Here is a 12,821-nt window from a genome sequence, read left to right as displayed (position 1 = left end):
TCATGAAGATATTGGCATACATCCTAGCCACGTTGGCTGTAGGTGCGGTCGCACTGACAATTGTCGTAAATGTTTACTCGCATACACCAGACAACACGAAGGCACGAGAACTACAACAAAAGATATCGCAGCCGAGAGAAAAGCTATCGATGACTTCCAACGTAGCCATCAAAATCCATTCAAAGCGGACTGACCATATGGATACATTCTCTCAGTTCGGCGACGCCTTCGGTGTCGTTATCGCCAATGGGTTCGATCGGCTAATGCCGATCGCCCGTTACCTTGCAATCAGCATGATGACCATTGCTCTAATGCTTGTCTGCGCAGGGCTTATACTCCGGCGCAGCAACATCATGAACGCTGGGTTCATGTTCGCCATAACGGGTGGCTTCTACATCCTGGTCATCGAGAGCGTTATGCCGATCGGCGAGGGGATTATGGAAAGCGCAGTCCGCTATGGTCTAATTGCCGGCGGCAGTGGAATGAACGCCGCGACCTTTCTGAGATCACCAGATACCCTTTTCACAATTGGTTACGCCAAGGCAACGGACCTATTTGAGGTTGCTGCACTTGCTTGCGACAATTCTTCTATTGGTTGTTTAGGGGCAATCGATACGTGGTTGCCGACCCACGCAGCCGCTTGGGTAGTTTTTCTAACATTCGCACTCGTTGGCGTTGTTATGCTGGCGACAGCAATACTTTTCAAGCTGGCTTTGCTGGCTGGTGTATTGTTGTTGCCTCTCGCTGTGTTCCCACCGACGTCTTCTTTTGGTTTCATGCCAATCAGAGCCGTCATTCACTTTGCAGTGCAATTGATGGTACTGACGCTCGTGACCTCGGTCGCAGTACTTGTTTTCTCCAAACTTACAGTAGGTGCGCATCCTGGGTTCAGCTCAGCACGACCATTCCTTCTAGCCTCGCTCGTCTTTGTGGGCATGGTTCTCGGCTCGTCGAGGCTTGCCTACTCGCTGACATCTGGCGCGATGCTGCAGGCCGGCGCGCTGTTTGGCGCTCCTGCGGGCATCGCCGTAATGGCCGGCCGGAGTGTTGCCGGCCATCTCGACGGTCCAGCGACCGCAGCGACCAGCAAAGGCTGGCAGGCGCTGAAGGCCGCCGGCGCGCGGCTGCCGGGCGCCGCGCGCTCCGCTGGCAGGACCCTCGGTGCTGTGGGCCGGAGGGCGAACCCGTGAGCGGCGCGGAGCTCCTGCGCGTCAGCGCTGACCTTGCCAAGTCCGCCCTGCAGCGGACGAAGCGAGCCGGCGGCGGCGCTCCTCCTGCGTGGGAAGAGGACACCAAAGTCTATCCGTCGCTGGAGCGGGACACCGCTTTTGCCGCCGCTGCGGCGATCGTTGACCGTCGGGACGGCTATGCGATGCGGCTGGCGCGCGCGTGGCAGATGGTCAGCATCGTCGCGGTCATCGCTGCTGGCGCGCTTGGTGCCGGGTGGTACCACCAGGCGCAGAAATCCAGCATCGAGCGGTTCTTCGTGCCGATTGACCGGTTCGGCGACGCCGCCGAGGTGCACGTTGCCGGGCAGCTGACCCCGACGACGACGATGATGATCGCCACCGTCGAGCAGTTCATCGGGTGTGCGTTCGCGCTGTCGAGCGATCAGAACGTCAATGCCGAACGCTATCAGTGTCTCAAGTCGATGATCGATGGCCCGGCGAAGCAGCGCTGGAATGATTGGTACTACCAGATCAAGGACACCGCGACCGAGCGGCTGGTCCGGATCGTTACCATCAAGCAGACTGCCAATCCGAACATCTGGAACGTCATCTGGCAGGAGCAGGACTGGAAAGACGGCGTCGCCCGCCCCTGGCGCCGGATGAATGGCGACGTCACCCTCGAATACCGCGAACCCCGCAATGCCCGCGACGTCTTCGCCAATAAGCGCGGTCTGTTCGTCGTCAATCTGCTGTTTGCGCCTGAAGACAGAGCGGAACGAAACTGATGCGCGCCGCCGCCTTCCTCGTTACCCCGCTGGTGCTTGCTGCCATCGGCTGCACAACCCCCGAGGCGCCGACCAGCCTTGCCGTTCCGCCGGAGCTGACGACACCGCGCGGCAAGCGCGGCGGCAACCCCGGCGTCCGAGTCCCGGGCACTTGTTCCGGGCACCGCGAACCGCTTGTCCAACGGCCGCACTGTACGGCCAAGCACCGTCGATGCGGTGACGGTGTTTCCTTACCAGGACGGCAAGGTCTATCCGGTCGCGGTGTCTCCCGGATACCTGACGACGCTGTTGCTCGAGCCGGGCGAACAGATGCCGGGCAAAGCCGCGATCGGCGATCCCGATCCGGCGCGGTGGCTGGTCGAAAAGACCGTCGCCGGCAGCGAGAAAGGCCCAGTCGTCGCGTTGCTGATCAAGCCCGGCCTGGNNCGGGACTCAGCACCAACGTCTTCATCCCGACGAACCGGCGCATCTATCAGCTGGACGTAACCAGCTACGCGCGCCGGGCGATGGACATGGTGCGCTGGACCTATCCGGAGCGCAGCTCTTCGGCGCCGGACGNCCTTCGTCGCTCGCGACACGCCGTTCGACCCGACGACGCTCAATCGCGACTACCGGATTGACGTTGTTGGTGGCGCCCGCCCGCGCTGGACGCCGGTCGCCGCCTTCGACCTCGGTACCCGGTCGTACATCGAGTTTCCGGCGAACATCGGCCAGGTGAGCGCACCGGCGCTGTTCGTCATCGACGAGGGCGGACTGGCGACGCCGGCACCGTTCCGGCCGCGCGGACGCTTCTACGAGATCGACCGGGTGTTCGGGACCGCCGAACTCCGCCAGNGGCGAAACGGTGGTCCGCATCACCCGGGAAGGAGTGGCCGGATGACGGCGCCGCTCATTCCGCCACAGCCGGTGGGACGCAACTGGCGGGCGATCGGCATCGCCGCCGGCGTTGCCGGTATGTGTACCGCCGCCTTCGTCTGGTACTCCGTCGCGGGCAAGGGCGAGAAGCCGGCGCCGCGTGACGAGCGGACGGACTTCACCCACACTCAGGTCGAACTCCCGGCGCGGAGCTTTGACGTCGGCTACCAGTCGCCGCCGACGGCTGTCGTGGCGCCGCCGNGCGGCGGCGCCGACACCGCTGCAGGCACCCCCACGCGCTGATGCGAAGCCGGCAGAAAGCAAACCACCGAAGCCGATGCTGNNTCGATGTTCGCAACGACGGCTGATTCGACCGCATTACCCGCCACCGAGGCCGACAAAGGCACTCTTCCGACCCAGTCCGGTCCCGAGTATCGCCCCGGCACGAGCGATGGCGTCGACAAGCTGGAGGCCGATCAGAGGCAAGGACTGTCGGCACAGAAGAACCGCTGGCTGGCAAACGCTGGCACCGGCGGGGAGGATTACGTGACCCAGCCGTTCGCGCCGCCGATCAGCCGCTACATGCTGCAGGCGAGCACGATCATCCGCGCCGTCACGCTGAACGAGGTGAATTCCGACCTGCCGGGCGACGTTGCGGCGATCGTCTCCGAAGACGTCTGCGACACGCCGACCGGCGATCACGTGCTGATCCCGGCGGCCTCCAAGCTTTACGGCCGCTACAACGACCAGCTCAGCTATGGCCAGCGTCGGGCGCAGATCAGCTGGACACGCATCCTGTTTCCGGACGGCAGCTCGCAGAACATCGGCAGCATGGCCGGCACCGACGGCAGCGGGGCTGCCGGGGTCGAGGGCGAGGTCGATCGCCACTGGGGAGAAATGGCCGGGGCGATCGGTGCAACCGCGCTGTTCACCATCCTCGGCCAGGCCGGCACGCTGCTGCGCGGCGACGGCGGTAACACCAACATCGGCGTGGTCGGTGCCGGCGCCGCCGGCGATGCGGCGGCGCAGGTCGGTGGTGCGTTTATTCATCGCGAGCTCAATCGCCCGAATACGCTGATCATTCCGCAAGGCACGTCCGTTGCGGTGATGCTCAGCAAGGACCTGGCGCTGCCGCCCTATGAGGCGCACGTCTGGGCACGGCGATGAGAGCGGTCCGGCGGATTGCGGGCGGTCTTGCGCTTGCCTCCGGTGCCCTGGCCGGCACGCTCACGCTGCTCGCCGTCAGCGGCCTGCAGCCGCTGAAGCTGAACACCACGGCCTCGCTGCCGAAGGGGTTCTACGTTCGCAGCTTCGAGACGCCGCGGGTCGGGACGATCGTCTGGTTTCCGCTGCCGGCGCCGCTGCAGGCGTACGTCGCCGGCGTTCCAGGGGCGGCGCAGTGGTTCGCCAGGCCGGGCAACGGTCTCCTCAAGCCAGTGGTCGGCACCGCCGGCGACAGCATTTGCCGGACCGCTGACGGCGTGTTTTCGCTCAACGGCAGAGCGCTCGCCNCGGGCGCCTGACGCTGGCCCGACGGCCGGCTTCTGCCCTCCTGGCAGGGCTGCCGGCGGCTCGTCGAGGGCGAGCTGGCGGTGTTCGCCGATCGGCTTCCCGACAGCCTCGACAGCCGCTTCTACGGGGCGGTGGAGGCGGCGCAGGCGCGCGTCTACCGGCCGCTGTGGACGCAGGCGCGATGAGGCCTCGGGCTGTCGTGGCAGCGCTTGCGCTGCTCGCGCTGCCCGCTCCTGCGGCTGCGCTCGACCTCTCGGAGACCGATGTCGAGGCGATCGGCCGCGTCGTCTACGCCGAGGCGGCGGGCGAGCCTGCTGCCGGCAAAGTTGCGGTGATCGACACCATCCTGAACCGGCTCGGCAGCGGCCGGTTCGGATCGAGCGTACAATCCATCGTTGATCAGCCGAACGCCTTCGAGCCGGTCACCCGGGCCGGCGGCTGGCGGCAGCTGCCGCCATTGACGGCGACGCAGCGCGCCGAGCTGGCGACGATCCTCAGTCTCAAGGCCGGCGGCTACCTCGGCGATATCTCCAGCGGCGCATTGTACTTTCAGAACGCGGCGATCGTCGCCGAGCGAGTGGCGACGGGCAAGGTGGCGCCATCGCTGGTCCACTTCGGCGGGATGCCGAAGACGGCGGTCATCGGCCACCACACGTTCTACCGGCCCGACGATCCCGCCGGCGGACCACCACCGGGCACCACGACACCGGCGCGCCGGACACTCCGCAGCAGCTTTGTCGGAGACGATCCGGCCCTCGCGCCGGCGCCGCCTGAGACGGGCGAGGGCGAGACCGTGTTGGTTCTCTCCCTGACGTTCCGGTTGCAGAGGTTGCGTCGGCGCGATGAAACAGCCTGGTCATCATCGTGGTTGGGGTACCGCCCGTCGGGGTTGGACAGGCGCTGTCCAGGTTTTGGCTAAGTCATTGAGTCCAGACCTGTCCAACCAACTGTCCAAGCTGTCCAGATTTTCTAACTCATTGAAAAGAAAGGAAATCTACTGCGCACTTAGTACCCCGGCGGGGTGCGGGTCGGTCACCGGCGCCGCCAAACACAACCTTAGCGCGAAGAGGTGAGCGATGGCGATCTATCATCTGCGGCTCACCCCGGTGAAGAAGGCAGGGACGACGATCGCCCGCAGCGCCCACCACGGCGGCCACCGGCTGACGACGCGGGGTGCGCTTGGTAAAGCCGCCTATCTTGCCGGCGAGCGCTTGCGGGGGATGACGNGTCAGACAATCGATTATCGCGCGAAGGCGGACGGGGTTGAGCACAGCCAGCTGATCCTGCCCGGCGGCGGGACGGCGGATCGCGAACGGCTATGGAGCGCGATCGATGCGTACCCGACGCAGCGGCCAACGGCGACGATCGCCCGCGACATGATTGTCGCCTTTCCGCACGAACTTGGCTTCGAGGAGCGCAAGGCGGCGATCGCGCTCGGCACCTGGATTGCGGAGCGCTACGGGGTCGCGGTCGATCTCGGCATGCATCGGCCGGATGTTCATGGCGGGACGGATGAGCGCAACTACCACGCGCACTTTCTGATGTCCGAGCGGCGCGTTTCGGCGACCGGGGAGATCGGCCTGGTCAATCGGGGGCTCAACCAGATGGTGTGCTCGCGGCGGGACGCGCGGCGCGGCCGGACGCAGCGGCAGCAGACCGCGGCGGCGGAGATCCGCGCCGCCTGGCAGGAGATCGCCAACGCCGCGCTCGCCACCGGCGGGCACCAGGAACGCATCGACGCGCGGATGCTGAAGGCGCAGGGCATCGACCGCGCGGCGTCGCGGCACCGGGGTGCGGCGGCGACGAAGCGGCTGCGTGAAGCGGAGCAGNGGGAGGGAGGGGAGCAAGTGCGCCGGCGCGACGGTCCGACGGAGCGCAGCAGAGGTGCGGCGGCGGTGGCAACGGCCGGCCGGACGGTTGCCGAGCTGCGCGCCGAGCTGGCCGCGGCAGCACGCGAGCTGGCGGGGCGACGTCGGGTGGCCGGCGATCGGATTGCCGCAATCCAGGAGCAGCGCAAGCTGGCGGCGATGGGGCCGGCGATCACCGCCGAGATCGGCAGCGTCCAGGGCTGGCTGCATGATCCTGCGCGGCAGTTGTGCCGTGCCTGGGAGGCGGCCGATCGGGCGAGCGCACTGCGGCGCCGGGTCCGCGAGGCGCGGCGGGCACGGGCGGCATTGCGGGCGCCGACGCGGGAGGAGGCGGCCGAGCTGCGCGCCGCCGGCCGGACACGGGCGAGGGCCGACAAGCTCTGCCGGCGGGTCGAGAAGGCGCTCGACCAAGTGGCCCGGCTCGATCCGGCGGAGCGGATCACCGTCCCGGCGGCGCCGGTCAACAGCCGGCAACTCGACACGATCGAGCGGGAACTCACGCGCCACGCCCGGAAAGCGCGCGAGTCGGCAATGGAGCTCCAATGATCAGCCACCGCCGCGTTCTCGAGGTCTCCACCGCGCTGACGATGGGAGCGCTCATCGGCCTTACGGCGGGTACGCAGTACGTCGCCTGGCGGCTCGGCTACCACGCCGCCCTCGGCGACCCGCTGGTGCTTGTCGGCGCCCTGCCGCTCTATCCGCCCTGGCGCCTCATCGCCTGGCTGCCCTGGCGCCACGCCGTCCCGGCCGTGCGTGTCGGGCTGGCGATCGCCGCTGGCTGCGCCTCGCTGCCGGTCTGGGCCGGCGTGGCGAGTCTGGTCCTGTCACGGCGCCCGCCGGCCTTCGGGACGGGCACCTGGGGCACACGACGCGAGGCGAAGCGCGCCGGCCTGCTCGCCCGCCGGCCGGCCGGGACGGTGCTGGGCCAGTGGTCCGACGGCCGGCTGATCACCTATGCCGGCGACGAGCACCAGCTGGTTGCCGGCGCGGCGGGATCGGGCAAGACGACCGGGCCGGTGATCAGCTCGCTGCTCGCCTGGCCGTCGTCGGCGCTCGTCTACGATCCGAAGCGCGAGCTCTACGCGCAGACCGCGGCGCATCGCGCGCGGTTCAGCGGCACGTTCTACATCGACCCGACCTGTCCGGAGAGCGCGCGGTTCAACCCGCTGTGGGAGATCCGCACCGGCAGCGTGCACGAGATCGGTGACGTTCAGAACGTCGTCTCGATCCTGATCGACCCGAGCGGTACGAAGAACAGCTACGAGTACTGGGACTCGGACGCAGTCAAGATGCTGACCGGGCTCATCCTCTATGCCCTGCGCGAACGGCCGCGCGACGAGCAGAACCTGGCGGTCGTCAACGACATGCTGTTGGACATCCAGAACACGTTGCAAGCGATGAAGCAGTCGGTGCATCCGCGCGTCAAGGCGATCGCCGAGTACCTGCTGAGCCTGCCCGACAAGCAGTTCGGCGGCGTGCACGGCTCGGCGAGCTCCGCGCTGATCCTCTACGACGATCCGATCGTCGCGCGGAACACGAGGTGCAGCGACTTCCGCATCTCCGACCTGGTGTGCAGCGATCAGCCGGTCACCTGCTACCTGCAGGTCCGTCCGACCGACGCGGTGCGGCTACGGCCGCTGACGCGGCTGATCCTCACCCAGGTCGCGCAGGCGCTGATGTACGACACCAACGCGGCGACCGACGGCCGGGCGAAGCAGCACCGGCTGCTCTACCTGCTGGAGGAGTTTCCGAGCCTGGGCCGGCTGGATTTCTTCTCGACGCAGATGCGGGTGATGCGCGGCTACGGCATCACCGCGCTGCTGATCGTTCAGTCGTTCAAGGACATCATCAGCACCTACGGTCGGGACCAGACGATCGTCGACAACTGCCGGATCGTCGTCTGCTTTGCCGCCGCCGATCCGGACACGCAGAAGATGATCTCGACGATGCTGGGCTCGGCGCCGGAGGCAAAGGTAAGCGTCACCCAGCCTCGCGACGGGTTCACCTGGTTCAAGGGCAGTACGTCGTCGTCCGAGCACCGGCGCGCGCTGCTCGACCCGGGCGAAGTCCGCCAGCTCGGCTACGACGAGCAGCTGGTCCTTGTCACCGGCGAGAAGCCATTCCGGACGCAGAAGGTGCAATGGTTCCGGCACCGGCTGCTGCGCAAGCTGGGCACCAACCTGCGCCGCGGCGGCCAGGCGCCTGGACAGAACCCTGCAATCCTGACGATGGCGCGCCAACAGCCGGCCGCCGCCTCGGCGCTCCCCGGCGAGCGCCTGGCGGAGCCGCAGAGCCCGCCTGAGACCACGCAGCTGAAAGGCGCCCCTCCTGACGACGTCCTTGCGCAAATCGCCGCACAGCTCGGGAGCAATAACAAAGCTGCGAAAACACTTTTTCCGGACAATGTCGAGATGGCGCGCAAGTGGATCAGCAGCGCCCGCGAGCTCCCGTCGGCTCACGCGTCCNTTCGTCGCGCGTCTCGCCGAGGTCCTGAAAGACTGCGCCGGCGACGCGGATCAGCTGCGGGCACGCCTGACCCCTGACTTCGTCGCGCAGCTCCGCCAGGAGGAGCCACGCGCATGAGTATTGTCGAACTTCGCCTCGAGGACGGACTGCGGCATGCGCTCGGCGCGGACGTCGCCCGGCTGCTCGACGAGCCGGCGGTGACCGACCTTCTTCTCAATGCCGACGGCCGGCTATGGGTTGACCGCACGGGCCGCGGTCGCGAGGACACCGGCTGCACGATGACTGCCGCCGACGCCGACGCGGCGCTGCGGCTGATCGCCCATCACTGCGGCGTGCCGCTGACCCGCACCGCGCCGGTGTTGTCGGCAACGTTGCCACGCACCGGTGAGCGGATCGCCGCGACCATCGCGCCGATCACCACCCGGCCGACGTTCGCCATCCGCAAGCCGCCGGCGGCGACCTTCGAGCTCACGGCGTTCGCGCCGAAGGCCGCCGCCACGGGCACCTCGGCTAATCGGTGCCGGCACGCGGCCGAGAGCGGCATGTTCGAGGCGCTGCGAGCCGCGGTCGAGGCGCACCGCAACATCCTCATTGCCGGCAGCACCGGCTCCGGGAAGACCTCACTCCTGTCCGCGTTGCTGGCGTTGCCGAGCGTGCAGCGCGACCGCTGCCTGGTCCTGGAGGACACCCAGGAAATCCGCATCGAGGCGCCGGACCACGTGCGCATGCTCACCTCGGCCGACGTCGGCATGCGCGGGCTCGTGCAGCTGTCGCTGCGCTATCGACCGGACCGGATCGTCCTCGGGGAAGTGCGTAGCGGCGACGCGGCGATGGAGCTCATCCACGCGATGAACACCGGGCATTCGGGCAGCTTCTGCACCGTCCACGCCAACAGCGCGCCAGACGCGCTCGGCCGGGTGGAGGACCTGTGCGCCGAGGTCTGCCCGCAACCACCCTGCCGCTCGATCGCCACGGCGATCGGCTGCATCGTCTTCGTGCAGCGGACAGCGGGAGGTCGTGAGATCACGGAGGTGGTTCTTGTCGATGGATGGCAGAACGGCAAGTACGTCACGACGGCTAAAGGTGAGCGATTGGGTGCGCTCCGCATCTGTGAGTGATTGGGGAGACGGCACAGTTCGCCGACCAACTGTGAGGGATTGGGGGAACAGCCTCCCAACTGTGAGTCCACATGTTGACGGCCTCACAAAATGTAGACAGGATCGCTGAGATCGATCGCATACATAGCTGCGCATGACTAACGACGAACCCAAACGCTATAAGACCGTAGACCGCCGGGTGATCGGCTTTCCCCTGGATGCCAACATGCCGGGCGAAATGGTCAAGCCTGGCGAGTTGATTGATATCAAGGAGATTTCACCGCTCACCCTTACCGACCGGCGGATTTATAACCTGCTTATCGCGAATGCCTGGGAGCGGATCACTGAGTCCGTCGAGCACGTCATCGAGAAGTCCGACCTGCGCGGCACTCACAACGGCAACGAGCGCATCGAGGACTCGATCCGGCGCCTGATGAGCGCCATTGCCGAGGTGAAGATCATCCGGGACGGCAAAGTCGCCATCAAGCGCGTCCAGCTCCTGGGCGGCAACGTCGAACAAGAAGGCGAAAGAGGACGCCTGTATTACACCTTTCCCAAGCAGCTTATCGAAATCATCAAAGAGAGTGAGGTTTTCGGGCGCCTGAAAACCCAAATCATGTACTGCTTCAAATCCAAGTACGCGCTCGCTCTCTACGAGATCGTTCAGAAGCGTGTCGGCCTGAAGTTCAAACAGGCCGAGAATTTCACGGTCGATGAGCTGCGGGCCCTGCTANGGGTGCCCAAGGACAAGTTGACGCGGTTTCCGGACTTTAACAAATACGCCCTGCNNAAACCAGCCCTACGGGAGGTCAACGCTCTGTCCGAGCATCATGTGACCATCGGCATGATCAAAAAGGGCAAGCGGGTCGAGCAGCTCATGCTGATGTGGCTGGAGAAGACAGCCGAGGAGAAGCGGCAGGTGTTCCGGGAACTCGAGCGTTGCAGCGTCGGCCGCTCCGCCCGCATCCGCAACACCGTCGAATCGGTCGCCTTCTGAGGCCTCCCCAATCCCTCACAGTTGGCTCCGGCCATCAGACGCTTCCGTGAGGACGCACCCAAAAACTCACAGTTGGAGTTATCCACAGGCCGGCTCCCCGATTCCTCACGCCAACGCCCCCGATTCCTCACGCCAACGCCCCCGATTCCTCACGCCAACGCCCCCGATTCCTCACGACGTTCGCTCCGATTTCTCACCGCACGGCCAAGAACATTCACAAACACAATAAGTTACGGCGCATGAATCTGAATCTTATTGAATTAAAAAGAATCTGAAAGCGCACAGGAATATTATCCGTGGATAAATCCATCCTATGCAACGCCGCCCTACGGGCGGCTAATACAGATCGGCCCAAGAGGGCCGATCATCTATTACAAGCGCCCCTGGCCCTTCGGGCCACCCGCGCCCCACCCATTAATACGGCGTTCGCTCCGCTCACACTTTATCCAAAGGCGAGGGGGCTCATCGCCGCCCCCTCGCCCTCCCCGCTAGGATATTTAAAGCACGATGATGTCAGGGTAGAATCTCAAGCACGGTACAGCCGGGGACGGCGATGACCGTGCACGGTGATAACTCACCAGGCAAAGCCTCGCAGCTCCAACCGCGGGGCTTTGCCGTCTGGGGGCAGGGGACGGCAAGGAGGCCTGCACAAGCTGGAAGAGGTGGCCGCTGGAATGGCAGCGCTTCTTCCTGGCCTCGTGACCGCGAAGCGGCGCGCTTTGGCCGTCTCGGGGTCACAACATCGCGTACCAGCCGGCATGGGAGAGCCGCGATGATCCACCATGTATCGATCCCGGCGCGCGAGCCGCGCCATGTCGCCGAAGTCTTGGCCGAATTGATGGGCGGCACGTGCCATCCGTTCGGGCCGCTCGAAGGTGCTTTCACGGCAACGAGCGGCGACGCGCACGGCACGATGATCGAGGTCTATCCGGAGCGGGTGACCCTGGACATTCCCTCTAACGACGATCAGGTCGTGTTCGGCGAGAACAAGGCGCCGCCAAATGCTTGGCCGTTCCACGTGCTGCTCTCGGTACCGCTGGAGCCGGACGAGATCGAGCGCATCGGCAAGCGCGAGGGCTGGCGCGCCAAGAGCTGCGGTCGCGGCATGCAGGGGCGGAAGCCATTCTTTCACGTGATCGAATTCTGGCTCGAAAACCGCCTGATGATCGAGGTCGTCTCGCCGGCGATGGCCCGGGAATACGAGGACTTTCTGAAGAACGCGCAGTTCTCGGTGATGAGCGACCCCGAATCCTTGCAGCTGATGCGCGCCACACACCTCGCGCCGCAAGAAGGGGGCGGCACATAGAACGGGCCGGATAGGCACAGACCCAACATTCGTGTCATCGGCCGGCAGTTTTGCTTGCCAGATAACCTGTCTGGGGCCGGTCGGGGCCGCCGCCCGCCGGCTGCCGGTCGCACCCCGCGGGCCGTCTCGACTGCTGCGGCGGTTCTGCCGCACCCGCCGGCGATCCGGGTGGCGAGCACGCGGATGGGGGTCGTCCACGGGAGGCGGCGCTGCTATCGTCGACGGACGTTTGAGTAGTGCGCCGACGGCGGCCGATCGGGATCAACGCGTCTCCACAAGGCAAGGAGGGTGGGGTGAGTGATCTGGCCAGGGATTCCGCCTGGGGCGGTTCTGCGATCTCTCGAGTCGCGACAGGCGGGACATCATTACGCTGATGGCACGCGTTGCCGAGCAGGCCTACCGCCGCGGCGTCCAGCAGGGGCCGGTCTCGTCGGCAACCCGTCGTTTCGCCGGGAGCTGTGGGAGTGGCGTTACCGCCCGTCGCTCGACCTGGCGCCATGGGTCGATCGGCCGACGACGACAACCAGTCGCCAGCGGCTCGCCGCCGAATGCGGCGGGCAATTGCGCCGGCTAGGGTTCGCGTTCGACGACGACGATGACCGCCCGCGCCGGCCGGTCTGGACCGGATACACGCGCGAACAACATCGCCGGATGCTCCGCCAGGACAGCGACGTGCCGTCCCCGCGGTCTTGGACCGTGCGCATGAACGGGACGGCCTACTGACATAAGCTGCGTTTCGCAGAAGCCAGGACATTTGTGACGTTAG

The 12,821-nt window shown here is 66.0% G+C and carries 11 protein-coding genes and 1 pseudogene; all 12 read left to right on the top strand.

Annotated elements, in window-relative coordinates; genetic code table 11:
* Positions 1-2 precede the first annotated feature (2 nt).
* The 12 genes and pseudogenes from HQ394_RS19060 (at position 3) to HQ394_RS19000 (ending at position 12,055) form a co-directional block, all read left to right on the top strand.
* Positions 3-1,190, top strand: coding sequence for a type IV secretion system protein (locus tag HQ394_RS19060; RefSeq protein WP_223292167.1), 1,188 nt, complete (start codon positions 3-5; stop codon positions 1,188-1,190).
* Positions 1,187-1,954 (top strand): VirB8/TrbF family protein, encoded by a 768-nt coding sequence (locus HQ394_RS19055; protein WP_190263483.1) that lies wholly within the window; start codon positions 1,187-1,189, stop codon positions 1,952-1,954. Before HQ394_RS19060 ends, HQ394_RS19055 begins: the two co-directional genes overlap by 4 nt.
* Positions 1,955-2,170: 216 nt before the next feature.
* Positions 2,171-2,440: a TrbG/VirB9 family P-type conjugative transfer protein gene (locus tag HQ394_RS21400; protein WP_190263482.1), complete on the top strand. Its 270-nt coding sequence runs from the start codon at positions 2,171-2,173 to the stop codon at positions 2,438-2,440.
* 42 nt (positions 2,441-2,482) lie between these two features.
* Complete coding sequence (locus HQ394_RS19045) at positions 2,483-3,112, top strand: TrbG/VirB9 family P-type conjugative transfer protein (RefSeq protein WP_190263493.1); 630 nt, start codon at positions 2,483-2,485, stop codon at positions 3,110-3,112.
* A gap of 45 nt (positions 3,113-3,157) precedes the next feature.
* The gene (locus HQ394_RS19040; protein WP_190263481.1) at positions 3,158-3,976 is read left to right on the top strand and encodes a TrbI/VirB10 family protein; all 819 of its coding nucleotides are present in this window, start codon (positions 3,158-3,160) and stop codon (positions 3,974-3,976) included.
* Positions 3,973-4,506: pseudogene (locus tag HQ394_RS21395) on the top strand (S26 family signal peptidase). Before HQ394_RS19040 ends, HQ394_RS21395 begins: the two are co-directional and overlap by 4 nt.
* A complete protein-coding gene (locus HQ394_RS19025) occupies positions 4,503-5,240 on the top strand; it encodes a cell wall hydrolase (protein WP_223292166.1) in 738 nt (245 codons plus the stop codon). Before HQ394_RS21395 ends, HQ394_RS19025 begins: the two are co-directional and overlap by 4 nt.
* 157 nt (positions 5,241-5,397) lie before the next feature.
* Positions 5,398-6,735 carry a MobA/MobL family protein gene (locus HQ394_RS19020; protein ID WP_190263478.1) on the top strand — a complete coding sequence of 446 codons (1,338 nt, stop codon included), beginning with the start codon at positions 5,398-5,400 and terminating at the stop codon, positions 6,733-6,735.
* Positions 6,732-8,732 carry a type IV secretory system conjugative DNA transfer family protein gene (locus tag HQ394_RS19015; RefSeq protein ID WP_190263477.1) on the top strand — a complete coding sequence of 667 codons (2,001 nt, stop codon included), beginning with the start codon at positions 6,732-6,734 and terminating at the stop codon, positions 8,730-8,732. The genes HQ394_RS19020 and HQ394_RS19015 overlap by 4 nt, the downstream gene beginning before the upstream one ends.
* Positions 8,733-8,768: 36 nt before the next feature.
* On the top strand, positions 8,769-9,773 hold the full coding sequence (locus HQ394_RS19010) for an ATPase, T2SS/T4P/T4SS family (RefSeq protein ID WP_190263476.1): 1,005 nt from the start codon (positions 8,769-8,771) through the stop codon (positions 9,771-9,773).
* Positions 9,774-9,906: 133 nt separating this feature from the next.
* Positions 9,907-10,749 carry a replication initiation protein gene (locus HQ394_RS19005; protein WP_190263475.1) on the top strand — a complete coding sequence of 281 codons (843 nt, stop codon included), beginning with the start codon at positions 9,907-9,909 and terminating at the stop codon, positions 10,747-10,749.
* Positions 10,750-11,521: 772 nt separating this feature from the next.
* On the top strand, positions 11,522-12,055 hold the full coding sequence (locus HQ394_RS19000; protein WP_190263474.1) for a hypothetical protein: 534 nt from the start codon (positions 11,522-11,524) through the stop codon (positions 12,053-12,055).
* Positions 12,056-12,821 lie beyond the last annotated feature (766 nt).

This window comes from Defluviicoccus vanus (assembly GCF_014672695.1).
GTDB lineage: Bacteria > Pseudomonadota > Alphaproteobacteria > Rhodospirillales > Defluviicoccaceae > Defluviicoccus > Defluviicoccus vanus.
This window is presented reverse-complemented; position numbering and strand designations above follow the sequence as displayed.